A 22,223-nucleotide genomic window follows, 5' to 3' on the forward strand; every position below is an offset into this window, starting at 1 on the left:
CGGGTGACGCTTTCACCCGGTCACCGGGTGCCATCACCCTCAAGGACTATCGCAAATCGGGCATATGGGACGGCATGCTTCCGGGTATGGCGGACGAGGACGAAGCGCGCATCGTGATCACCAACGCGGACATCGCGGCGGCGAAGCGCGACTGGCAGCTCGCCCGCAGCCGCGGGGAGCTGCCCGACCGCGTCGACGCCGCGTACGACCTCTACCGCCGCCTCATCTCCGCGCAGGCGCAGCAGATCGCCGACACGTTCCGCGCCACGGGGGCGCTCCGCAGCGACCAGGGCTGAACCCCCGCGCGACCGACCGGCCCTCGCCCCGCGAGGCGGTCCGGCCCGACGACGCGTCCCGCGCACCGCCCCACCCCGCGCACCGCCCCGGGACACCGCGCTCGCGGACCGGGGTCGCGTTCCCTCAGCGCGCGTCGGACGTCGTCAGCGCGACCCCCCGACCCGCGAGACGCGTCAGCGCGTCGATGGTGGTCCGCACGCCCACCCCGGCCGTGAGGTCGGTCAGCACGCGCACCCCGAACCCCGCCTCGAGCGCGTCCAGCGCCGTCGCGGTCACGCAGTGGTCCGTCGCCAGCCCCACGACGTCGACGTCCTCGATCCCCGCGGCGCGCAGCGCCGCCGTCAGGGTGCCGGGCGCCTCCGCATGGGGCCCCGCCTGGACGACCGCGCCCTCGAACCCCGAGTAGTCCTGACGACCCTGGCCCTTGCGGACGTGCACGGCGCTCGCGGGCAGGCGCAGGTCGGGGTGGTAGGCGGCGCCGGGGGTGTCCCGCACGCAGTGCTCGGGCCAGGTGCTGACGTAGTCCGGGTCGGCGCCGACGGCGAAGTGGCCCGCGTTGGAGTCGGGCAGCGGCTCGTGCCAGTCGGCGGTGGCGACGACGAGGTCGTAGTCCCCGGCCGCCCGGTCGAGGAACCCGGTGATCCCCGCGGCCACGGCGGTCCCGCCGGTCACCGCGAGCGACCCGCCCTCGCAGAAGTCGTTCTGCACGTCCACCACGACCAGTGCCCGGCCCACCGTGACCTCCCGTCCGCCGGTGCGCCCGGTGCGCCCCGACCCGAGGTCCACTCTAGGGACGGGTCGCGACGACGACGGTGCCGTCGAGGTCCTCGTCGCGCACCACCCGGGGGTGCAGCCCGTGCGCGGCGCAGGCCGCCGCCGTGGCGTCCGCCTGCCGGGTGCTGGTCTCGATCAGCAGGTGCCCGCCGGGTGCGAGCCAGCGCGGCGCCGCCGCGGCGACCCGCCGGTGCAGCTCGACGCCGTCGGTGCCGCCGTCCAGGGCGGTCCGGGGCTCGTGGTCGCGGGCCTCGGGCGGCATGCGGGCGATCTCGGCGGTCGGGACGTACGGGGCGTTCGCCACGACGACGTCCACCCGGCCCGCGAGGTCCGCCGGGAGCGGGGCGTCCAGGTCGCCGAGCAGCGCCGTCCCGCGGTCGCCGAGGTTGCCGCGTGCGCACGCCACGGCGGCCGGGTCGACGTCCACGGCCCACAGGGCGGTGCCGGGGGCGGCGGTCACGACGGCGAGGCCGACGGCGCCGCTGCCGCAGCACAGGTCCACGACCGTGCCCCGGCGACCGTCGTGCGGCAGCGCCGCCAGCGCCTGCGCGACCAGCAGGCCGGTGCGGGCGCGGGGCACGAACACGCCGGGCGCGACCGCGACGCGCAGTCCCCGGAACTCCGCCCAGCCGACGACCTGCTCCAGCGGCTCGCCGCCCACCCGCCGCTCGGTGAGCGCGGCGAGGGTCGCGGCGTCGGGCGCCTCGGCGGCGAGCAGGGCGGCCTCGTCCTCGGCGAACACGCAGCCCGCCGTGCGCAGCCGGCTGACCAGGGCGTCGCGCTCGGCGGGGGACAGGGGCACGGGCACGCAGGCACCGTACGCCGATGCTCGCCGCAGGACTTAGGTCCGGCCCGTCATGGCCGATAGGAGCCGCAAGGGGCACCGGAAATCGCCTACCCACGAAGGGGAGCCCACCGTGCCGGAACGGGTCGTGCGACTGGCCGAGGAGGTCGGCCGCGTCGCCGAGGAGAAGCTGCTGGGGATCGACCAGGTCGCCCGCAGCACCAAGATGCTCGCCCTGAACGCGCTCATCGAGTCCGCGCGCGTCGGCGACGCCGGTGCGGGGTTCGCGGTGGTCGCGCGCGAGGTGGGAGAGGTCGCGGACCGGGCGCGTGCGCTGTCCGAGGAGCTCTCCGGCGAGCTGCGCCCGCGGCTCGACGAGCTCACCGACCTCGGGCACCAGCTCGTGGGGCGGGTGCGGGGGCAGCGGCTCGCGGACCTCGCCCTGCACGTGATCGAGCTGATGGACCGCAACCTGTACGAGCGCTCGTGCGACGTGCGCTGGTGGGCGACCGACGCCGCGCTGGTGGACGCGCTGGCCTCGGGCGACCCGGCGGCCGCCGCGCACGCCGGGGACCGGCTCGCGACCATCCTGCGCTCGTACACGGTCTACCTCGACCTCTGGGTGGCCGACGCCGACGGTCGCGTGATCGCGCACGGCGCGCCCGACCGGGCCGGGACCCGGGTCGTCGGCGGCGACGTCAGCGGCACCCCCTGGTTCCGGGCCGCCACGGCGACCCGGGACGGGGACGACTACGCCGCCCTCGACGTCACCCGGGACCCCGGGCTGGGGGCGCTCACGGCGACCTACGCGACCGCGGTCCGGGACGGTGGCTGTCCCGACGGACGCGTCATCGGTGCCCTCGGGGTGTTCTTCGACTGGGAGCGGCAGGCGCAGGCCATCGTGGACGGCGTCCGGCTGGCGCCGGGGGAGCGCGAGAGCACCCGCGTGCTGCTGCTCGACCGCGCCGGGCTCGTGCTCGCCGCGTCCGACCGCCGCGGCGTCCTGGACGAGCGCGTCGCCCTGCGCACCGGCGACCAGCCCGCCGGGTCCTACCGCGACGAGGACCGCACCGTCGGGTTCGCGCGCACGCCCGGGTACGAGACCTACGAGGGGCTCGGCTGGTACGGCGCGCTCGTGCAGGAGGGCTGACCAGGGGCCCGGGACCGGTAACCTGGGCCGTCCGCCCCGGTAGCCCAACGGCAGAGGCAATCGGCTCAAACCCGATCCAGTGTGGGTTCGAATCCCACCCGGGGCACCCTGTGATGTCGCAGGACATCGGCGACAGCCCGAACCCATCAGGGTTCGGGCTGTTGTCGTTCCTGGGGTTGGTAGTTCCTGGTGGGGTCGAGGGTGAGCTCGCGCAGGATCTCGCCGGTGATGGCGTGGATGACGCGGATGTGCAGGTCCTGGATGAGCAGGATGACGTGGGTTCGTGCGTGGGTGCGGCCGATGCCGATGTGGTGGAGGTTGCCGGCGTGACGGACGGTGACGACGCCGTGGTCGTCGATGCGGTCGGTGCGGACTCGTTGGTGGGGTTCGTGGTGGCTGGCGGGTTGGGCTTTGGGTCGGGCGGTGTAGGCGGCCAGGGGTGTGCGTCCGGCCAGGGACCGGTGGGGGCGGGTGGTGTTGTAGTCCTGTCGCCAGGTGTCCAGCAGGTCCTGCAGGGCGGGCAGGTCGTCGGGTCGGGGGCGTGCGGAGAGCCAGCGTTTGAGGGTCTGCTGGACGCGTTCGACCTTGCCGCAGGTCGTGGGGTGGTTTGGTCGGGAGTTGCGTTGCTCGATGCCGAGGCGGTCGAGCTCGTGCTCGAAGGCGTTGCGGCCGCCGCGTCCGCCGGACAGTCGGGTGGTGAAGACCATGCCGTTGTCGGACAGGATCGCGGCGGGGATCGCGTGGTCGCTGATCGCGGCGCGGAAGGTCGTCACGACGTCGGTGCCGGTGACGCGGTGGTGGGCGGTGCAGGCGGTGACGAACCGGGAGTGGTCGTCGATGAAGGTCAGGACCTCGGTGTCGGTGGCGTCGGCGAGGCGGACGTGGGTGAAGTCGGTCTGCCAGAGCTCGTTGGGTAGGTCGGCCTCGAAGCGGATGTAGGAGGTTCGGGGCCGTTTGGACGGGGTCGGGGTGATCAGCCCGGCGGCCTTGAGGTGGCGCCAGATCGTGGCCGGTGCGATCGAGATGCCGTGGTGGGTGGCCAGGTGCCAGGCGATGGTGTGTGGTCCGGCGTCCAGGCCGTCGGCGCTGAGCTTGGCCCGCAGGTCGACGATCAGCGCGATCGTGGCGGGGTCGGTGGCGTTCGGGACGTGGTGCGGGCGCCTGGATCGAGGTTCGAACGCGGCCTCGCCCTCGTCGCGGTAGCGGGCCACGAGCTTGTAGACCCAGGCTCGGTGGACGCCGTACTCGGCCGCGACCTGAGCGACCGGGCGCCCCTCGAGGACGACCGCGGTGATGACCAGACGCGCGCGACTCGACATGCTCGAGCATCCCGGCCCGTGTCGCCGATCTCCTGAGACATGCTGTCGCCGATGTGATGAAACCAGACACCACCCGGGGCACCCTGCCCTCACCCGCACCTCGGCACGACGCGGTGCGACCTGCCGACCGAGGAGGAGTGCCGACCGTGCGACCCGCTGCCTGGGCCGAGCCCTTGCTGCGTGTCGTGCGCTCCGCGGACCTGCTGCTCGGTGACCCCGCCGCCTGGCTCGCCGACCCCGGCAACGCCCGGGTGCCCGTGGCCGTGGAGTGCTGGGTCGTCGACCACGACGCCCGGCACGTCCTGCTGGTCGACCACCGGTGGCGCGGCTGGGTGCCGCCGGGCGGGGCCGTCGACCCGGGCGACGCGGACCTCACGGCGCACCCCGTCCTCGCGTGCGTCCGCCGCTACCGCGACGACTGGGAGCCGAGCCTGTCGTTCACCTACGCGGCGCGCTCCGTGCGCGCCGAGCCGCAGGGGGAGCCCGGCCAGCCCGGCGCCTGGGTGCCGCTCGGCGCCGTCTGGCCGTCGGCGTTCCCCGAGGACCGCGCCCGGATCCGCGCCCACCTCGCCGGGCCGGGCGCCCCCGCCTGACGGTGCCCGCCGCACGCACAAGGCGTCGTCGCGCACGACCCTGGCGGTGGCGTGCCGCGTGCCGCGTGCCGCGTGCCGGTAGCGTCGACGCGCGGCACCGGTCCGACCGGGTGGTGCGCGCGTCCCCGGAGCGGAGGAGGTCCCCGTGGGCACGGTGGTCCTGTACGGCTCGGTGTCGGTGGACGGGTTCGTCGCGGACGACGACGACCAGCCCGGGCCGCTGTTCGACTGGTTGACCGGCGGCGACGTCCCGCTGGACGACGGCGGCGTGCTGCGCGTCTCCCGGGCCTCGTACGACCACGTCCGCCCGTACTGGGACGCGATCGGCGTGACCGTCGTCGGCCGTCGGGTGTTCGACCTGACGGACGGCTGGGACGGCGTCCCGCCCAGCGGCGTCGCGCACGTCGTCGTGGTGACGCACCGGCCGCCCCCGGACGGCTGGGACCCCGCGGCGCCGTTCACGTTCGTCGGCGGCGTCGAGGAGGCCGTCGAGGTGGCGCAGGGGCTCGCGGGGGACCGGGTGGTCGAGGTGGCCGCGGGTGACGTCGGCGGGCAGGTGCTCGCCGCCGGGCTCGTGGACGAGGTGCGCATGGACGTCGCGCCGGTCGTGCTCGGGTCCGGGCGCCGGTTCTTCGGGCCCGTGGCCGCCCCGCACCTGCTGGCGGACCCGGACCTGGTGGTCGCGGGCGAGCGGGTGCTGCACCTGCGCTACCGGGTCGCCCGGGCGCCGCAGACGGCTACCGACCGGTAGGCGTGCCGAGGTTCACAGGCCCGCCGTCCGCCGTCCGCGGCGCGGAGGACCTAGAATCACTCCTCGTGAGCACTCAGGACGCGACGCCCGGCGGCGAGGCGCAGGCCGCCGACACCACCCTCGACCTCGACATCCCCCCGGCCCGCGCGGCCGAGGAGACCCCGGAGGCGCCCGCCAAGCCGGCGCGCCGCGCGGTGGTCGCCGAGGACGAGGCCCTCATCCGGATGGACGTCGTGGAGACGCTCCGCGAGGCGGGCTTCGACGTCGTGGGCGAGGCGGGTGACGGCGAGCAGGCCGTGGCCCTCGCGACCGAGCTCAAGCCCGACGTCGTCGTCATGGACGTCAAGATGCCCGTGCTCGACGGCATCTCCGCCGCGGAGCGCATCGCCAAGGCGCACCTCGCGCCGGTCGTGCTGCTCACCGCGTTCTCGCAGACCGAGCTGGTCGAGCGGGCCCGCGACGCCGGCGCGATGGCGTACGTCGTCAAGCCGTTCAGCCCGTCGGACCTGCTGCCCGCGGTCGAGATCGCGATCTCCCGCTACGCGCAGATCACCGCGCTGGAGTCCGAGGTCGCCGACCTCGCCGAGCGCTTCGAGACCCGCAAGCGCGTCGACCGCGCCAAGGGTCTGCTCATGACGAAGATGGGCCTGACGGAGCCGGAGTCGTTCCGCTGGATCCAGAAGACGTCGATGGACCGCCGCCTCACCATGCGCGAGGTCGCGGACGCCGTGATCGACCAGGTCGGCAGCGCGTCCTGACGACCGGTCCCCGGTAGCCCGTCACGAGGCCCGGTCCACCCGCGAGGGTGGGCCGGGCCTCGTGCTGCACCCGGGGCCGGTGCGTGCTCGGCGCGCGGGAAGCGCTTCGCGCCCTTAAAGTCACGGTTCGGCAACAGGTGTGTTCTGAGACACAAACGACACATGCTGGACACACGCGGCCCGTAGGTTTCCCGCCAATCGCCGGTGGTCGCGTACGACCCCGGCACCCGACGGGGTTGTTCCCCGGCGGCAGTACTCATCGACAGGGGTACCACGCATGACTCGTACGACACATGCCGTCCAGGCGGCCGCCCTCGCGGGCGCGGTCGCGCTCGTGCTGACCGCGTGCGCCAGCGACGACGGCGGATCCGGCGAGGGCGAGAGCGGGGGCGGCGACGCCAGCCCGCTGATCGTCGGCACGCTGCTCCCGCAGACCGGCACGCTCGCCTACCTCGGCCCGCCCGAGATCGCGGGCGTCGACCTGGCCGTGCAGGAGATCAACGAGGCGGGCGGCGTGCTCGGCTCGGACGTCGTGGTCGAGCACGCGGACTCCTCCGACGCCGACCACGCCGAGGTGGCGACCCAGTCGGTCACCGACCTGATCTCCAAGGACGTCCAGGTCATCATCGGCGCGGCCTCGTCCTCGGTGACGCTCAACGTCATCGACGACATCACCGGCGCGGAGATCGTGCAGATCTCGCCCGCGAACACGGCCACGTCGCTGTCCGGGTACTCGGACTTCTACTTCCGCACCGCGCCGCCGGACACCGTCCAGGGCGCCGCGCTCGCGAACCTCATCCTCGCGGACGGCCGCTCCAACGTCGGCTTCCTCGTGTTCAACGACGACTACGGCACCTCGCTGCGCGACGTCGTCAAGGACACCGTCGAGGCCGAGGGCGCCACGGTCGTCTACGGCAACCCGGGCGAGGAGTTCGACCCCGCCGCGTCGAGCTTCGCGACCGACGTCACCGCGCTCACCGCGACCAACCCCGACGCCGTCGTGGTCCTCGCGTTCGAGCAGACCAAGCAGATCATCCCCGAGCTCGTCGCCGCCGGCGTCGACCCCGCGACGATCTACATGGTCGACGGCAACACGGCCGACTACTCCGAGGACTTCGACCCGGGCACGCTCGAGAACGCCCAGGGCACCATCCCCGGCGCCTTCCCGAGCGACGAGTTCCAGGCCCGGCTCAAGGAGGTCAACGCGAGCCTGACCGACTACGCCTACGGCCCCGAGTCGTACGACGCGACCATCCTGGCGGCCCTCGCGGCGGTCAAGGGCGGCGCGACCGACGGCCCGACCATCCAGGCCAACCTGGCGGCGGTCTCCGGCGCCGACGGCGGCGAGGAGTGCTCCACGTTCGCCGACTGCGTCGAGCTGCTCGACGCGGGCGAGGACATCCAGTACGTCGGGCAGGCGGGCATCGGCCCGTTCAACTCCGACAACGACCCGTCCTCGGCGTTCATCGGCGTGTACAAGTACGGCGCCGACAACAAGAACACCTGGGTCCAGGCCGTCGAGGGCACCGTCGAGTGACCTGACGCCCCACCTGGCTCCATCCCGAGGGCCCGGGACGCGCACGCCGCGTCCCGGGCCCTCGGGCGCGTCAGACCGCGGGCGTAGCGTCGCCCGCATGGACTACCGACTGGAGCTCGTGCAGGTGCCCGTCTCCGACGTGGACCGGGCCATCACCTTCTACACCGAGCGCGCAGGCTTCGTGCTCGACACCGACCAGGCCGTCGGCGGCGGCGTCCGGTTCGTGCAGCTCACCCCGCCGGGGTCGCCGGCGTCGATCGCGATCGGCACCGGGCTGACGGAGATGCCGCCGGGCTCCGTCGAGGGCCTGCAGCTCGTGGTCGCCGACATCGAGGCGGCGCAGGCGGACCTCACCGGCCGCGGTCTGGACGTGGGGGAGGTGCAGGACTTCCCGTGGGGACGGTTCCTGTACTTCGCCGACCCGGACGGCAACCGGTGGGCGGTGCAGCAGCTGCTCTCCTGAACGCCGCGCGGCCCACCCCTGGCCGGTCGTCGGCGACCGGCCTACCGTGGGCCGCATGTGCCGGAACATCACCACGCTGCGGGGCCTCGAGCCGGCCGCGACCGACGACGAGGTCGTGGCCGCGGCCCGTCAGTTCGTGCGGAAGGTCAGCGGCGTGCAGTCGGTGAGCGCCGCCACCGAGGAGCCCGTCGAGCGGGCCGTCGCGGAGATCGCCGCGATCGTGGAGCGTTTGCTGGACGAGCTGCCGGACCGTCGCCGCCCGCCGACGACGGTCCCGCCGCTGCGCCGCCCGGAGGTGCGCGAGCGTCTCGGGCTGCCGCCGTTCGAGGAGGAGCACGCGCACGACCACGACCACCCGCACGAGCACGCGCACGCCTCGGCCTGACGGCCGCGCACGACGAGAGGGCGGGGGTCGCGTCGACCCCCGCCCTCTCGTGCCTCGCTACGCCTCCGGCGTGGTGGGCTTCGCCGCGGCCGCCTCGACGTCCGTCGCCAGCGTGCCCAGGTACAGCTCGATGACCTTCGGGTCGTTCATCAGCTCGCGCCCCGGCCCGGAGTAGGCGTTCGACCCCTGGTCGAGGACGTACGCCCGGTCGCAGATCTGCAGGCACCGCCGGGCGTTCTGCTCGACGATGATGACGGACACGCCCGCCTTGTTGATCTTGCGGGTGCGCAGGAACGTCTCGTCCTGCCGCACCGGCGACAGGCCCGCGGACGGCTCGTCCAGCAGCAGCACCGACGGGTCCATCATCAGCGCCCGGGCCATGGCGACCATCTGCCGCTCACCGCCGGACAGCGAGCCCGCACGCTGCTTGCGTCGCTCTCCGAGCACGGGGAACAGGTCCACGATGAAGTCGAACCGCTCGCTGAACCGCTTCGGGGCCTGGAACAGCCCCATCTCCAGGTTCTCCTGGATCGACAGCGACGGGAACACGTTGTTGGTCTGCGGCACGAACCCGACGCCGCGGCGGACCAGCGAGTCCGCCCGGTGGTTCGTGATCTCCTCGCCCTTGAGCACCACGGACCCGGACCGGATGGTCACGAGGCCGAACAGCGCCTTCAGCAGCGTCGACTTCCCGGCGCCGTTGGGCCCGATGATGCCGACGAGCTCGCCGGGGTGCACGACCAGGTTGCAGTCGTTGAGGATGTTCACGCCCGGCACGTAGCCCGCGACCAGCGACGTGGCCGCCAGCAGCGGCTCGCCCTCGGGGGCGCCGCGGTGGACGGTCGAGGGGTCGGCCCCCTGGACGGCGGTGCTGCTCATCGCGTGCCCTCCTGCGTGGTGGTGGTCGAGCCGGTGTCGGCGAACGCGTCGGTGACCTCGCCCGCCTCCTCGGCCTCGAGCCGCTGGATGCCGTCCTCGAGCAGCGCGTCGTCGCCGAGGTCGGTGTCGTGGTGCGCGCCGAGGTACGCGTCGATGACGGCCTGGTCCGCCATGACGTCCTCGGGCGGGCCCTCGGCGACGATCTTGCCCTCGGCCATGACGACGACCCAGTCGGAGATGTGCCGGACCATGTGCATGTCGTGCTCGACGAACAGCACCGTGGTGCCGTCCTCGCGCAGCGCCTGGATGTGCCCGAGCAGCGACTGGGTCAGCGCCGGGTTCACGCCCGCCATGGGCTCGTCCAGCATGACCATCGTCGGGTTGCTCATCAGCGCCCGGGCCATCTCGAGCAGCTTGCGCTGACCGCCGGACAGCGACCCGGCGAAGTCGTCGCGCTTGGCGTCGAGCTTGAACCGGACCAGCAGCTCCTCGGCCTGCTCGGTGATCTCCTTCTCGCGCGCCTTCCACAGCGGCGGGACGAGGGCGGTGAGCAGGTTCTCGCCGGGCTGCTGCGCCGCGCCGAGCCGCATGTTCTCGATGACGGTCATGCGGGACAGCGCCTTGGTGAGCTGGAAGGTGCGCACCATGCCGGACCGGGCGACCCGCGCCGCGGACACCCCGGACAGCGAGCGGCCCTCGAACGACCAGGTGCCGGTGGACGGCTTGTCGAACCCGGTGAGCAGGTTGAACAGCGTCGTCTTGCCGGCGCCGTTCGGGCCGATCAGGGCGGTGATCGCGCCGCGCTGCACCTCCAGGTGCCCGACGTCGACGGCGGTCATGCCGCCGAAGTGCCGGGTGACGCCGTCGGCGACGACGATCGCGTCCGGCTTGTGCACGCCGGGGGTGTGCGCGACGTGGCTGAGGTCCGCGGTGACGCGGTCCTTGCCGGTCGCGGTGGTGGCGTGCGGCACGTGCGGGGGGACGTGGCCCCGGGGGAGGTCAGCGGACATCGATCGCCAGCTCCTTCTTGTCGCCGAGGATGCCTTGCGGTCGGAAGATCACCAGCAGCATCAGCGTGACGCCGACGATGATCCAGCCGAACTGCTCGATCTGCTCGGTGCGCATGATGCTCGTGGGGACGCCCTCGCGCATGACCGACTTGATGAGCATGAGCGACACCCAGAAGATGATCGAGCCGAGCACGGGCCCGAACACCGTGGCGGCGCCGCCGAGCAGCAGGATCGTCCAGATGAAGAACGTCATCGGGCGGCCCATCGAGTCGGGCTGCACCGCGCGGGGCAGGACGTAGATGATGCCGGCCGCCGCGCCGATCACCCCGCCGAGGACGAGCGACTGCATCTTGTAGGAGTAGACGTTCTTGCCGAGCGAGCGCACGGCGTCCTCGTCCTCCCGGATGCCCTTGAGCACCCGGCCCCAGGGGCTGCGCATCAGCAGCCAGACCAGGAGGCAGGCGAGCGCGACGAGGCCCCAGCCGACGAGCCGGATCCACCAGGAGTTCGACGCGTTGAGCGAGTACTCGAACGGCCCGAGGGCGAACGTCCCGTCCGGGAACGGCGAGGCGTCCTGGAACGTGTCCTTGTAGGAGTTGCCGCGCAGACCGGACGACGCGCCGGTCAGGTCGGTCAGCGCGGTCGACCGGCCGATGAGCCGGACGATCTCGGCGGCGGCGATCGTCACGATCGCGAGGTAGTCGCCGCGCAGCTTCAGGGTCGGGATGCCGAGCAGCAGGCCGAACACCGCGGCGCAGGCCAGGGCGACCAGGACGGCGGCCCACAGCGGCCAGCCGGCGATGGTCGAGATGGCGAACCCGTAGGCGCCGAGCAGCATGAACCCGGCCTGGCCCATGTTGAGCAGCCCGGTGAGGCCGAAGTGCACGTTGAGGCCGATGGCCGCCAGGGCGTAGGCGGCGGTCGTCGGGGCGAAGATCTCGCCCGCCACGTTGACGAGGATGCGGGACCAGTCCATGACGACTCCTTAGCCGATCCGCTCGGCGCGGCCGAGGATGCCCTGGGGCCGCAGCAGCAGGACGAGGATGAGGATGAGCAGGGCGCCGGCGTAGCGCATGTCGCTCGGGATGACGAGGTTCGACATCTCGACGACCAGGCCGATGACGATCGACCCGGCCAGCGCGCCGAACGCCTGCCCGAGGCCGCCGAGCGTGACCGCCGCGAACATCAGCAGCAGCAGCGCGCCGCCCATGTTCCAGGAGGTCGCGTTGAGGTAGAGGCCCATGAGGACGCCGCCGAGGGCGGCCAGGGCGGCGCCGATCACCCAGACGAGCCGCACGATGCGGTCGACGGTGATGCCGGACGCGGCGGCGAGCGCCGGGTTGTCGGACACGGCGCGGGTGGCCCGGCCGACGCGGGTGCGCAGCAGGAAGTACGCCACCGCGCCGAGCACCAGCAACGCGATCAGCAGCGACCACAGCGACGTGGTGCTGATCCGCACGGGTCCGGCGGTGATCATCGTCGGCGTGGTCGTGACGATGCGCAGCGCGCCGCCGCCGAAGAAGAACTGGTAGGTGTACTGCAGCGCCATCGACAGGCCGATGGTGACGATCATCTGCTGCGTCGTACCCACGCGCCGCTTGCGCAGCGGGTGCCACAGCCCGGCGTCCTGCACCCAGCCGGACGCGGCGCCGACCATCACGGCCAGCAGACCGGCGACCACCAGCGGCAGCCCGAAGGTCTGCGCGCCGATGTACGCGATGATCGCGCCGAGGGTGACCTGCTCGCCGTGCGCGAAGTTCGACAGGCCGGTGGTGCCGTAGATCAGGGACAGGCCGACCGACGCGAGCGCGAGCAGCAGGCCGAACACGAGACCGCTGGTCGCCTGCTGCGCGAGACGGCCCCAGGAGAACGAGCCGGACTCCGACGCCCCGACCGGGGCACCCACCTCGGCGTCGTCGGCGACCTCCCCGTCCGACGCGTCCTCCTCCGGCGAGGCGCTGGCCTCGCCGCCGGATCCGCCGCCCGCCGTGGGCTCGCCCAGCGGGAACAGCGCACCCGCCGAGGCGCCGAGCGCGACGGTGACGGTGCGGGGGTTGCTCGCGGGGTCCCGGAGCTGCTCGCCCGCGGGGAGCGTCGCGGCGTCCAGCGTGACGGTGTACTCGCCGGCCTCGGTGACGGGGGCGGTCCACCGGCCGGTGGCGTCCGTCGTGGCCTGCGAGGCCCCGCCCGGTCCGTCCACCGCGAGGACGACGCCCACCGCGGGGTCGCCCGCCGCGGTGCGGATCGTCCCGTTGATGCAGCCCGTGGCCGCGTCGGCCACGCAGGCCGCCGTGGCGGCGCGGGCGGTGCCCGGCAGGGCGAGGGAGAGGAACAGCGTGAGGAGGAGCACGCCGAGGGCGATCGGTGCCCTGGCGGTGGAACGGTCCCTGGTCGCGGCTCGGCGCACCTGGTCCTCCGTCCGGTCGTGGTCGGCAGCTGACGGCAGTCGAATGCACAGACGTCCGCGGATCTCGCGAAAACCAACCAGGAATGAGGAATCCCGGCGTTCCCGAAGTCGTGAACGGGCGAGACAGTAGGGACGGATTGTTTCCGTCCGATGTCGAACGTGTTCGAGGCATTCGCGTCGTTGCAGGCTCTCGTGGGGCCACCCGGACGGTCCCACAGGAGTCGCCACCCCGCCCCCCGGACGGAGCAGCGTTCACCCGGTGGGGTGATGCGCCCCACACGGCGCGCCCATGACCAGCGCCGCTGTGCGTCGCCCGGGCCCGTGGCGTGCACCGCGACTAGGCAGGGAGCGGGTCCGTGCGTCATGATCGGGCGATGCCGCGGGGGGCGCAGCAGGTACGACGACACCGACGTCGTCCGTGCCGTCGTCATGGAAATGGAGGCCGTCGAACCGTGCGCACGCCCGTCGCCGTCCGTCCCGCCCGCCCGCAGGATCTGGACGTCCTGGTCTCCCTGAGCCTCGCCGCACGCGCCGAGTCCCTCGTCGGCTCGCAGCTGTGCACCGACGACGGCGACCGCCTGCGGCACCAGATCGGCGCGCTCGTCGCCGAGCCCGGCGCCCTCGGCCTCGTCGGCCTGCTCGACGACGAGGTGTGCGGGCTGGTCCTCGCGCGGATCGTCGGCCCCAGCCTGTTCACCGACGAGGTGACCGTCTCCATCGAGGCCGTGTTCGTCGCCGAGGGCGCGCGTCGCCGCGGCGTCGGCCACGCCCTGCTCGGCGGCGTGGTCGAGGAGGCGCAGCGCGTCGGCGCGTCCGACGTCCTCGCCGTCCCGCTGCCCGGCGCCCGCGGCATGCTCCGGTTCCTCGCCCGGCTCGGGTTCGCACCCGCCGCCGCGCACCGCGTCGTCAGCACCGAGGTGCTGCAGCGCCGCCTCGACGCCGACGGGGCCACCCCGGCCCGCCGCGCCGGTCGCGTCGGGCTGGACGACCTCATCGCCCGGCGTCGGCGCGCCCGCGCGGGCCGGACCTCCGGCGCGTCGGCGACCGCGGGGACGGCCGCCGCGGAGGCCCGTCAGTCCCGGGCGTCCACCAGCATGCAGGTCAGCCGGGCGGAGCAGACGCGCCGCCCGCGCGGGTCGACCACGACGACGTCGTAGGTCGCCAGCCGGCCTCCGCGGTGCACCGCCGTCGCGGTGCCGGTGACCACGCCCTCGGTCGCGGACCGGTGGTGCGTGCAGCTCAGCTCGATCCCCACGGCGTGCCGTCCCGGCCCGGCGTGCGCGTTCGCGGCGTAGGAACCCAGGGTCTCCGCCAGCACCGCCGAGGCGCCGCCGTGCAGCAGCCCGAACGGCTGCACGTTCCCCGCCACCGGCATCGTGCCCACCGCGCGGTCCGGCGTGACCTCCACCACCTCGATGCCCATCCGCGCCATCAGCGTGCCCGGCGGCACGCGGGTGCCCAGCGGGGCGGTGCCGTCGGCCGGGTCGGGGTCGGGGGTGCGGGGCGCGTCGGTGTCGGTCATGCCCGATAGGTTGGCACCCGTGACTGACGCGACGCGAACCCCGGCGCCCCGCCTCCTCCTGGTCGACGGGCACTCCATGGCCTACCGCGCCTTCTTCGCCCTCCCGGTGGACAAGTTCGCGACCTCCACCGGCCAGCCGACCAACGCGGTGTTCGGCTTCGTGTCGATGCTCGCCAACCTGCTGCGCGACGAGGAGCCGACGCACGTCGCCGTCGCGTTCGACGCGGGGCGCACCACGTTCCGCACGGAGCGGTACGAGGAGTACAAGGCCAACCGCGCGGCCTCGCCCGAGCCGTTCCGCGGCCAGGTCGACGTCATCAAGCGCGTGCTGGAGACCATGCACGTGCCGACCATCGACAAGCCGGGCTTCGAGGCCGACGACATCCTCGCGACCCTCGCCCGGCAGAGCGCGGCGGCGGGCATGGAGGTCCTCATCTGCTCCGGGGACCGCGACTCCCTGCAGCTCGTCACCGACCAGGTCACCGTGCTGTACCCGGTCAAGGGGGTGTCCGAGCTCGCCCGCATGACGCCCGCGGCCGTCGAGGCGAAGTACGGGGTGCCGCCGGAGCGCTACCCGGACATCGCGGCGCTGGTCGGGGAGTCCTCCGACAACCTGCCGGGCGTCCCCGGCGTCGGGCCCAAGACCGCCGCCAAGTGGATCGCCACGTACGACGGCCTCGGCGGTGTCGTCGCGTCGGTGGCCTCGATCACCGGCAAGGCGGGGGAGTCGCTGCGCGCGCACCTCGACCAGGTGCTGCTCAACCGCGAGCTCAACCGGCTGCTGGACGACCTCGACCTGCCCGTCGGCCCCGACGACCTCGCCGCCCGGCCGTGGGACCGCGAGGCGCTGCACACGATCCTCGACGAGCTCGAGTTCCGCACCCTGCGCGACCGGTTGTTCGCGATGCTGCCGGACGACGGCGAGGACGTCCCCGTCGCCGACTCCGCCGCGCAGGGGCCTGCGCTCGCGACGCCCGTCCCCGGGGGGCTCGCGGCCTGGCTCGACGAGCACGCCACCGGGCGCACCGGCGTGGACGTGACCGGTCCGGTCCGGCCGGGCGTCGCCGAGGCCACCGCCATCGCGCTCGCCGCCGGCGACCTCGCCGTCGCGTACGACCTGCAGGACATCGACCCGCGCGACGAGCAGGCCCTCGCGGCGTGGCTCGCCGACCCGGAGCGCCCCAAGGTGCTGCACGCCGCGAAGGAGGCGTGGCACGCCCTCGCCGGTCGCGGGCTGACGCTGGCGGGCGTGGTGTTCGACACCGAGCTCGGCGCCTACCTGTGCTGGCCGGACCAGCGCGGCTACGACCTGCCGGACCTCGCCATCCGCGTCCTGCGCCGCGAGCTCGGCGTCGTGCAGCGCGACGAGGGTCAGGGCGCGTTCGACCTCGGCCTCGACGGCTCCGACGAGCACTCCCGGGCGGCCGAGCGCGCCGGGGCGCTCCTCGACCTCGCGGACGCCCTCGCGGTGCGCCTCGCCGACTCCGGCGGCGCGCACCTGCTCACCGACGTCGAGCTGCCCCTGGAGGCCGTGCTCGCCCGCATGGAGCACGTCGGCATCGCCACCGACCGCGACCGGCTCGCCGAGCTGCACGCCGAGCTCGACTCCGCGGTGCAGCGGGCCGCCGCCGACGCGTACGCCGTGCTCGGCCACGAGGTGAACCTCGGCTCCCCGAAGCAGCTCCAGGAGGTGCTGTTCGAAGAGCTCGGGATGCGCAAGACCAAGAAGATCAAGACCGGGTACACCACGGATGCCGCCTCCCTGGCCGACCTGTTCGCCGAGACCGAGCACCCGTTCCTCGAGCACCTGCTCGCGCACCGCGACCGCATCAAGCTCCGGCAGATCGTGGAGACCCTGCAGCGCTCCGTCCAGGACGACGGCCGCACCCGCACGACCTTCCAGCAGACCATCGCCGCGACCGGGCGGCTGTCCTCCACCGACCCGAACCTGCAGAACATCCCCATCCGCACCGAGACGGGCCGCCGGATCCGCGGGGCGTTCGTCGTCGGCGAGGGCTTCGAGACGCTGCTGACCGCCGACTACTCCCAGATCGAGATGCGCATCATGGCGCACCTGTCCGGCGACGAGGGCCTCATCGCCGCGTTCCGCTCGGGGGAGGACCTGCACTCCTACGTCGGGTCCCGGGTGTTCGGCGTCGCGACCGACGAGGTCACCAGCGCGCAGCGGTCCAAGATCAAGGCCATGAGCTACGGGCTCGCGTACGGGCTGTCCGCCTACGGCCTGTCCCAGCAGCTCAAGGTGTCCGTCGCCGAGGCGGACGCGCTGATGCGCGACTACTTCCAGCGGTTCGGCGGCGTGCACGACTACCTCGAGACCGTCGCCGACGAGGCACGCGCCACCGGGTACACCGCGACGATCCTCGGTCGCCGCCGCTACCTGCCCGACCTCACCAGCGACAACCGGATCCGCCGCGAGGCCGCTGAGCGCATGGCCCTCAACGCCCCCATCCAGGGCAGCGCCGCCGACATCATCAAGCTCGCGATGCTCGGCGTGCAGCGCGAGCTCGACGCCCAGGGGCTCGGCAGCCGGCTGCTGCTCCAGGTGCACGACGAGCTCGTGCTCGAGGTCGCGCCGGGGGAGCGGGACCAGGTCGAGGCGCTGGTGCGCGAGCAGATGGGCGCGGCGTACGAGCTGTCCGTCCCCCTGGACGTGTCCGTGGGCGTCGGCGAGAGCTGGCACGACGCAGGCCACTGACGCGGAGACCGCCATGACGCACCGTTGCAGTTGCCAGAACGTGAAGGTAGATTCACGTTCTGTGAAGACGCTGCCCGCCGTGCTCTCGCCGTTCATCCGGTCGGACGCGCTCGGTGCCGTCCTCGCGGAGACCATGCTCCACCCCGACCGCGAGCTGACCGTCACCGATCTGGCCCGCCGTGCGGACATCTCCGTGCCTCTGGCGCACAAGGAGGTCGGGCGGCTGGTCGAGGCGGGGGTGCTCGCCGACCGCCGGGAGGGCAACCACCGGTACGTCCGGGTCGACCGGTCGCATCCTCTGCTCGCGCCGATGACGGAGATCGTCGCGGCCACCTACGGGCCCGTCCCCGTCCTGCGTGATCTGCTCGCCGACGTCCCGGGCGTGTCGACGGCGCTGCTGTACGGGTCGTGGGCCGCGCGCCGAGCGGGTGTCGGCGGGCCGCCGCCGCAGGACGTGGACGTGCTCGTGGTGGGGACCGCGTCCCGGAGCGATCTCGCCGACCTCGCGGCGGCCGCCCGTGAGCGGATCGGCGTCGTGGTCAACGTGCACCGGGTCGCGACCGAGGACTGGGGCCGTCCGGACGGCAACCCGTTCCTCGAGACGGTGCGCTCTCGGCCCTCGGTGGTCCTGGTCGAGCGTGGTGACGGTGCCGCCTGACGCCGTCGAGTTCCTCCTGAGCCGTGGCCGGCTCGAGCGGGTCGAGCCCAGTGTGACGAGCGCGGGGTTCCTGGTCGCGGAGGCGAGGAGGCACGTCGTCTCGGCCGGCACGCTCGCCGAGACGGATCCGTCGATGGCGTTCGTCGCCGCGTACGACGGTGCGCGCAAGGCGATGACGGCCGTCCTCGCCGCGCAGGGGCTGCGAGCCGCGGCCGGCGAGGGCGGGCACACGGTGCTGCTGGACGCCCTGCGATCGCAGTTCCCGGACGACCGTGAGGTGCTCCAGCAGTTCGACTGGATGCGAGCGACGCGCAACGCGACGGCCTACCCCGACTCCGACCATCCGACGGCGACGCGCGCTGATGTCGTCGAGGCCGTCCCGGCTGCGACGGCGATCATCGACCTCGCGGTGCGCTTCCTCGACCTGCCCTGAGACGGGCTCAGGCCGGGCGGTGGGTCACGAAGATCGCCGTGCCCGGGATGTGCCGCCCGCGCAGCGGGCTCCAGCCGCCCCACGTCCGGTCGTGCCCCTCGGGCCAGGCGGGCTCGACGACCGCGTCGATGACGAGCCCCGCCGCGACGAGGTCGGCGACGTGGTCGCCGAGCGTCCGGTGGTACTCCGCGTACAGCACGGTGCCCTGCTCGTCGGCCTCGACGTAGGGGCGCCGGTCGAAGTAGGAGCGGTCGGCGGTGAGGCCCCGCTCCCCGGGGTCGTCCGGGAACGCCCACCGGACCGGGTGCGTGACCGAGCAGACCCACAGTCCGCCGGGGCGCACGACCCGCGCGGCCTCGGCGTGGACCCGCCGGGCGTCGGGGACGAAGGGGATGGCGCCGTACGCGGTGAACACGACGTCGAACGACGCGTCGGGGAAGGGCAGCGCCCTGGCGTCGGCCTGCACCAGCGGGACGGCGGGCGCGCGTCCGGCGAGGGGACCGCCGTCGGGGCGTGCGGCGTCGAGGGTCGCGGCGGCGGCGAGCATCCCGCCGGAGACGTCGGTGGCGACGACGTGGGCGCCCTGGCCGAGCAGCCAGCGGGCGCACTGCGCGGCGCCCGCGCCGACCTCCAGCACGCGACGGCCCGCGACGTCGCCGAGCAGCCGCGCGTCGGACTCGCGCAGGCCCTCGGGGCACCACAGGAAGTCGGCGTCGCCGAGGAACCCCCCGTGCTCGTCCAGGTACTCGCCGGCGTTCGCGTCCCACCACCGCCGCCCGGCGGTGTCGGTCGCCGCGGCGGGCACGTCGAGGTACCCGGCGCTGGCCAGCCGTCCGGTGCTGTCGTCGTCTGCCACCGCACGACCGTAGCGCGACCTCCGGCGGTGGCCGTGGGGTGAACACCCGGCGGCGCGCACCCGTGCGGGACCTCGGGCTCACCGAGCACCACCCGGGCACGGATAGCCTGGTCGTACCGCGTGCGCGTGCCGTGGTGCCACCGAAGCGAAGGAGACCCCAGCGTGCGAGTCGGACTGCTGACCGGCGGAGGCGACGTCCCCGGCCTGAACGCGGCGATCCGGGCCGTCGTCAAGCGCGGCGAGGGGGAGTACGGGCACTCGATCATCGGCTTCCGCAACGGGTGGCGGGGTGTCGTCGACGGCGACATCGTCCCGCTGAGCCGGGAGCACATCCGCAACGTCCTGCCGGTCGGCGGCACGCTGCTGGGGACGGCGCGGTTCCACCCGCACTCCTCGGACGGCGGCCTGGACGCGGTGCTGTCGACGCTGGAGGCGGAGCGCATCGAGGCGCTGATCTGCATCGGCGGCGACGGGACGCTGCACGCGGCGTCGAAGGTCGCCGAGGCGGGCGTGAAGATCGTCGCGATCCCGAAGACGATCGACAACGACGTGTGGGGCACGGACCGGGCGATCGGCTTCGACACCGCGGTGGAGATCGCGACCGAGGCGATCGACCGCGTGCACACCACGGCGGAGTCGCACAACCGCGTCATGATCGTCGAGGTCATGGGCCGCAGCGCGGGCTGGATCGCGGTGACCGCGGGCATCGCCGGTGGCGCGGAGCTCGTGCTGGCGCCCGAGGAGCCGTTCGACATCGACAAGGTCATCAAGTTCCTCAAGCACCGGCACCGGGCGCACGCGAACTTCTCGATCGTGGTCGTGGCCGAGGGCGCGGTACCCGCGGAGGGCACGTCGATGTCCTACGAGGCGCCGGTCGGCCAGTTCGGCGAGATCGTCGCGGGCGCGATCAGCGAGCGGGTCAAGGCGGAGATCGAGCGCCGCACCGGGTTCGACACCCGCGTGACCGTGCTCGGGCACGTGCAGCGCGGCGGCAGCCCGGTGCCCGCGGACCGCATCCTCGGCAGCCGGTTCGGCGTCGCGGCGATCGACGCGATCAGCCGCGGCGAGACCGACGTGATGACGGCGCTGCGCGGCGAGGAGGTCGTGCTCGTCCCGCTCCCGGAGATCGCGGGCAAGGTCAAGCGGGTCCCGGCGGACCTGCTGCAGGTGGCGCGCGCGCTGGCCTGACCAGGGGCGTCGGCGGCCGCGCGCGCCGGTCAGGACGGGTCCGGGTGACCCCCTGGCCGGCGCGCGCGGCCGCTTTGACCCGCTGTCGTGGCGGCCGGTAAGGTATTTGCCGGAGCGGCGTGCCCACGCGTACGCGCGAGCGCGCCGGCCCCATCCCTGTCCGTCCAACGTTCTGTCCGCATCGGAGCCCATCCCTACATGAGCATCTCCACCCCCGCCAAGCCCGGCACCCCGCAGGTCGCGGTCAACGACATCGGCACGGCCGAGGACTTCCTCGCCGCCGTCGACGCCACGATCAAGTACTTCAACGACGGCGACATCGTCGAGGGCACCATCGTCAAGGTCGACCGCGACGAGGTCCTGCTCGACATCGGTTACAAGACCGAGGGCGTCATCCCGTCCCGCGAGCTGTCCATCAAGCACGACGTGGACCCGGGCGAGGTCGTCAAGGTCGGTGACGAGGTCGAGGCCCTCGTCCTCCAGAAGGAGGACAAGGAGGGTCGTCTGATCCTGTCCAAGAAGCGCGCCCAGTACGAGCGCGCCTGGGGCACGATCGAGAAGATCAAGGAGGAGGACGGCGTCGTCACCGGCACCGTCATCGAGGTGGTCAAGGGTGGCCTCATCCTCGACATCGGCCTGCGCGGCTTCCTCCCGGCCTCCCTCGTGGAGATGCGTCGTGTCCGCGACCTCCAGCCGTACGTCGGCAAGGAGATCGAGGCGAAGATCATCGAGCTCGACAAGAACCGCAACAACGTGGTCCTGTCGCGCCGCGCGTGGCTCGAGCAGACGCAGTCCGAGGTCCGCTCCACCTTCCTGCAGACCCTGCAGAAGGGCCAGGTGCGCCCCGGTGTCGTGTCCTCGATCGTCAACTTCGGTGCGTTCGTCGACCTGGGCGGCGTGGACGGCCTCGTGCACGTCTCCGAGCTGTCCTGGAAGCACATCGACCACCCGTCCGAGGTCGTCGAGGTCGGCCAGGAGGTCACGGTCGAGGTCCTGGACGTCGACTTCGACCGCGAGCGCGTCTCCCTGTCGCTGAAGGCGACGCAGGAGGACCCGTGGCAGGCCTTCGCCCGCACGCACGCCATCGGCCAGGTCGTGCCCGGCAAGGTCACCAAGCTCGTCCCGTTCGGTGCGTTCGTGCGCGTCGAGGACGGCATCGAGGGCCTCGTGCACATCTCGGAGCTGGCCGTGCGCCACGTCGAGATCCCGGAGCAGGTCGTGCAGGTCGGCGACGACGTGTTCGTCAAGGTCATCGACATCGACCTGGAGCGCCGCCGCATCTCGCTGTCGCTGAAGCAGGCGAACGAGGGCTTCGACCCGACCTCCGAGGACTTCGACCCCGCGCTGTACGGCATGGCGGCCGAGTACGACGAGGAGGGGAACTACAAGTACCCCGAGGGCTTCGACCCGGCGACCAACGAGTGGCTCGAGGGCTACGAGTCGCAGCGCGAGACCTGGGAGGCGCAGTACGCCAAGGCGCACGAGCGCTGGGAGGCGCACCGCAAGCAGGTGCTCGACGCGGTCCAGGCCGACGCCGAGGCCGCGGCCGGTGGCGACTCCGCCACCGCGTCGTCCTCCTCGAGCTCGACGTCCTCGTCGTCCTCCTACTCCTCGGCCCCGGCCCAGGAGGCGACCGGCACGCTCGCGTCGGACGAGGCCCTGGCCGCGCTCCGCGAGAAGCTCACCGGCAACTGAGCCGACCGACCGGGGCGTGCCCCGGTCACCGGTCCGACGGGCCGGCCA

General features: G+C 73.3%; 23 protein-coding genes and 1 tRNA gene. 15 read left to right on the forward strand and 9 right to left on the reverse strand.

Annotated features, from left to right (window positions below; genetic code table 11):
• The first annotated feature begins 86 nt into the window (after positions 1–86).
• Positions 87–296, forward strand: coding sequence for a hypothetical protein (locus tag EBM89_RS05390; protein ID WP_122148438.1), 210 nt, complete (start codon positions 87–89; stop codon positions 294–296).
• Positions 297–420: 124 nt separating this feature from the next.
• Here the strand turns inward: EBM89_RS05390 and EBM89_RS05395 are convergent, their stop codons facing one another.
• Positions 421–1,032 (reverse strand): isochorismatase family protein, encoded by a 612-nt coding sequence (locus EBM89_RS05395; protein ID WP_122148463.1) that lies wholly within the window; start codon positions 1,030–1,032, stop codon positions 421–423.
• A gap of 52 nt (positions 1,033–1,084) precedes the next feature.
• Positions 1,085–1,879 (reverse strand): putative protein N(5)-glutamine methyltransferase, encoded by a 795-nt coding sequence (locus EBM89_RS05400; RefSeq protein WP_122148439.1) that lies wholly within the window; start codon positions 1,877–1,879, stop codon positions 1,085–1,087.
• Between the two features lie 109 nt (positions 1,880–1,988).
• On the opposite strand from EBM89_RS05400, the gene EBM89_RS22350 reads away from it, so the two are divergent.
• Both EBM89_RS22350 and EBM89_RS05410 read left to right on the forward strand, forming a co-directional pair.
• Positions 1,989–3,005: a methyl-accepting chemotaxis protein gene (locus EBM89_RS22350; protein WP_305038139.1), complete on the forward strand. Its 1,017-nt coding sequence runs from the start codon at positions 1,989–1,991 to the stop codon at positions 3,003–3,005.
• A 33-nt stretch (positions 3,006–3,038) separates the two neighbouring features.
• Positions 3,039–3,111: transfer RNA gene (locus tag EBM89_RS05410), tRNA-Leu, on the forward strand.
• Positions 3,112–3,151: 40 nt separating this feature from the next.
• On the opposite strand, the gene EBM89_RS05415 is transcribed toward EBM89_RS05410, so the two are convergent.
• Complete coding sequence (locus tag EBM89_RS05415) at positions 3,152–4,324, reverse strand: IS481 family transposase (protein WP_122148441.1); 1,173 nt, start codon at positions 4,322–4,324, stop codon at positions 3,152–3,154.
• A 146-nt stretch (positions 4,325–4,470) separates the two neighbouring features.
• On the opposite strand from EBM89_RS05415, the gene EBM89_RS05420 reads away from it, so the two are divergent.
• From EBM89_RS05420 to EBM89_RS05445, 6 genes are all read left to right on the forward strand, one after another.
• Positions 4,471–4,917, forward strand: a complete 447-nt coding sequence (locus tag EBM89_RS05420; protein ID WP_199731984.1) for an NUDIX hydrolase — start codon at positions 4,471–4,473, stop codon at positions 4,915–4,917.
• A gap of 145 nt (positions 4,918–5,062) precedes the next feature.
• Positions 5,063–5,668 (forward strand): dihydrofolate reductase family protein, encoded by a 606-nt coding sequence (locus EBM89_RS05425; protein ID WP_122148442.1) that lies wholly within the window; start codon positions 5,063–5,065, stop codon positions 5,666–5,668.
• A gap of 131 nt (positions 5,669–5,799) precedes the next feature.
• Positions 5,800–6,426, forward strand: coding sequence for an ANTAR domain-containing response regulator (locus EBM89_RS05430; protein WP_233571559.1), 627 nt, complete (start codon positions 5,800–5,802; stop codon positions 6,424–6,426).
• A 277-nt stretch (positions 6,427–6,703) separates the two neighbouring features.
• Positions 6,704–7,963 (forward strand): ABC transporter substrate-binding protein, encoded by a 1,260-nt coding sequence (locus tag EBM89_RS05435; protein WP_122148444.1) that lies wholly within the window; start codon positions 6,704–6,706, stop codon positions 7,961–7,963.
• A 97-nt stretch (positions 7,964–8,060) separates the two neighbouring features.
• Positions 8,061–8,426 (forward strand): VOC family protein, encoded by a 366-nt coding sequence (locus EBM89_RS05440; protein ID WP_122148445.1) that lies wholly within the window; start codon positions 8,061–8,063, stop codon positions 8,424–8,426.
• Positions 8,427–8,481: 55 nt separating this feature from the next.
• Positions 8,482–8,811: a DUF2277 domain-containing protein gene (locus tag EBM89_RS05445; RefSeq protein WP_122148446.1), complete on the forward strand. Its 330-nt coding sequence runs from the start codon at positions 8,482–8,484 to the stop codon at positions 8,809–8,811.
• Positions 8,812–8,868: 57 nt separating this feature from the next.
• On the opposite strand, the gene EBM89_RS05450 is transcribed toward EBM89_RS05445, so the two are convergent.
• From EBM89_RS05450 to EBM89_RS05465, 4 genes are read right to left on the reverse strand one after another with little or no spacing between them, the layout of a single operon-like run.
• On the reverse strand, positions 8,869–9,690 hold the full coding sequence (locus EBM89_RS05450) for an ABC transporter ATP-binding protein (protein ID WP_122148447.1): 822 nt from the start codon (positions 9,688–9,690) through the stop codon (positions 8,869–8,871).
• Positions 9,687–10,700, reverse strand: a complete 1,014-nt coding sequence (locus EBM89_RS05455; RefSeq protein WP_122148448.1) for an ABC transporter ATP-binding protein — start codon at positions 10,698–10,700, stop codon at positions 9,687–9,689. Before EBM89_RS05455 ends, EBM89_RS05450 begins: the two co-directional genes overlap by 4 nt.
• Positions 10,690–11,676, reverse strand: a complete 987-nt coding sequence (locus EBM89_RS05460) for a branched-chain amino acid ABC transporter permease (RefSeq protein ID WP_122148449.1) — start codon at positions 11,674–11,676, stop codon at positions 10,690–10,692. Before EBM89_RS05460 ends, EBM89_RS05455 begins: the two co-directional genes overlap by 11 nt.
• 9 nt (positions 11,677–11,685) lie before the next feature.
• Positions 11,686–13,050 (reverse strand): branched-chain amino acid ABC transporter permease, encoded by a 1,365-nt coding sequence (locus EBM89_RS05465; protein ID WP_233571557.1) that lies wholly within the window; start codon positions 13,048–13,050, stop codon positions 11,686–11,688.
• Positions 13,051–13,559: 509 nt separating this feature from the next.
• Between EBM89_RS05465 and EBM89_RS05470 the strand changes: the two genes are divergently transcribed.
• Positions 13,560–14,264 (forward strand): GNAT family N-acetyltransferase, encoded by a 705-nt coding sequence (locus tag EBM89_RS05470; RefSeq protein ID WP_233571558.1) that lies wholly within the window; start codon positions 13,560–13,562, stop codon positions 14,262–14,264.
• Here the strand turns inward: EBM89_RS05470 and EBM89_RS05475 are convergent.
• On the reverse strand, positions 14,180–14,629 hold the full coding sequence (locus EBM89_RS05475) for a PaaI family thioesterase (RefSeq protein WP_122148452.1): 450 nt from the start codon (positions 14,627–14,629) through the stop codon (positions 14,180–14,182). The two genes, EBM89_RS05470 and EBM89_RS05475, sit on opposite strands and share 85 nt — an antisense overlap.
• Between EBM89_RS05475 and polA the strand changes: the two genes are divergently transcribed.
• The 3 genes from polA to EBM89_RS05490 all read left to right on the forward strand — a co-directional run bounded on the left by polA (position 14,628) and on the right by EBM89_RS05490 (position 18,436).
• Positions 14,628–17,345: a DNA polymerase I gene (polA, locus tag EBM89_RS05480; protein WP_122148453.1), complete on the forward strand. Its 2,718-nt coding sequence runs from the start codon at positions 14,628–14,630 to the stop codon at positions 17,343–17,345. The genes EBM89_RS05475 and polA overlap by 2 nt on opposite strands.
• A gap of 61 nt (positions 17,346–17,406) precedes the next feature.
• Positions 17,407–18,003 (forward strand): winged helix-turn-helix domain-containing protein, encoded by a 597-nt coding sequence (locus EBM89_RS05485; protein ID WP_122148454.1) that lies wholly within the window; start codon positions 17,407–17,409, stop codon positions 18,001–18,003.
• Entirely contained in the window at positions 17,993–18,436 is a 444-nt protein-coding gene (locus EBM89_RS05490; RefSeq protein WP_147463460.1) for a HEPN domain-containing protein, read from the forward strand. The genes EBM89_RS05485 and EBM89_RS05490 overlap by 11 nt, the downstream gene beginning before the upstream one ends.
• A gap of 7 nt (positions 18,437–18,443) precedes the next feature.
• On the opposite strand, the gene EBM89_RS05495 is transcribed toward EBM89_RS05490, so the two are convergent.
• Positions 18,444–19,292, reverse strand: coding sequence for a class I SAM-dependent methyltransferase (locus EBM89_RS05495; RefSeq protein ID WP_122148456.1), 849 nt, complete (start codon positions 19,290–19,292; stop codon positions 18,444–18,446).
• Positions 19,293–19,454: 162 nt separating this feature from the next.
• Here EBM89_RS05495 and EBM89_RS05500 point away from each other — a divergent pair, with 162 nt between their 5' ends.
• Both EBM89_RS05500 and rpsA read left to right on the forward strand, forming a co-directional pair.
• Positions 19,455–20,480, forward strand: coding sequence for a 6-phosphofructokinase (locus tag EBM89_RS05500; protein WP_122148457.1), 1,026 nt, complete (start codon positions 19,455–19,457; stop codon positions 20,478–20,480).
• Between the two features lie 198 nt (positions 20,481–20,678).
• Positions 20,679–22,175 (forward strand): 30S ribosomal protein S1, encoded by a 1,497-nt coding sequence (gene rpsA, locus EBM89_RS05505; protein ID WP_122148458.1) that lies wholly within the window; start codon positions 20,679–20,681, stop codon positions 22,173–22,175.
• Positions 22,176–22,223 lie beyond the last annotated feature (48 nt).

The organism is Cellulomonas triticagri (assembly GCF_003696205.1).
Classification (GTDB): Bacteria; Actinomycetota; Actinomycetes; order Actinomycetales; family Cellulomonadaceae; genus Cellulomonas; species Cellulomonas triticagri.

Excerpts from the sequence above, each read along its gene's own strand:
- EBM89_RS05390 (WP_122148438.1), top strand. The coding sequence starts at position 87 with ATGGCGGACGAGGACGAAGCGCGCATCGTGATCACCAACGCGGACATC.
- EBM89_RS05415 (WP_122148441.1), bottom strand. The coding sequence starts at position 4,324 with ATGTCGAGTCGCGCGCGTCTGGTCATCACCGCGGTCGTCCTCGAGGGG.
- EBM89_RS05435 (WP_122148444.1), top strand. The coding sequence starts at position 6,704 with ATGACTCGTACGACACATGCCGTCCAGGCGGCCGCCCTCGCGGGCGCG.
- EBM89_RS05440 (WP_122148445.1), top strand. The coding sequence starts at position 8,061 with ATGGACTACCGACTGGAGCTCGTGCAGGTGCCCGTCTCCGACGTGGAC.
- EBM89_RS05445 (WP_122148446.1), top strand. The coding sequence starts at position 8,482 with ATGTGCCGGAACATCACCACGCTGCGGGGCCTCGAGCCGGCCGCGACC.
- EBM89_RS05450 (WP_122148447.1), bottom strand. The coding sequence starts at position 9,690 with ATGAGCAGCACCGCCGTCCAGGGGGCCGACCCCTCGACCGTCCACCGC.
- EBM89_RS05455 (WP_122148448.1), bottom strand. The coding sequence starts at position 10,700 with ATGTCCGCTGACCTCCCCCGGGGCCACGTCCCCCCGCACGTGCCGCAC.
- EBM89_RS05460 (WP_122148449.1), bottom strand. The coding sequence starts at position 11,676 with ATGGACTGGTCCCGCATCCTCGTCAACGTGGCGGGCGAGATCTTCGCC.
- polA (WP_122148453.1), top strand. The coding sequence starts at position 14,628 with ATGCCCGATAGGTTGGCACCCGTGACTGACGCGACGCGAACCCCGGCG.
- EBM89_RS05475 (WP_122148452.1), bottom strand. The coding sequence starts at position 14,629 with ATGACCGACACCGACGCGCCCCGCACCCCCGACCCCGACCCGGCCGAC.
- rpsA (WP_122148458.1), top strand. The coding sequence starts at position 20,679 with ATGAGCATCTCCACCCCCGCCAAGCCCGGCACCCCGCAGGTCGCGGTC.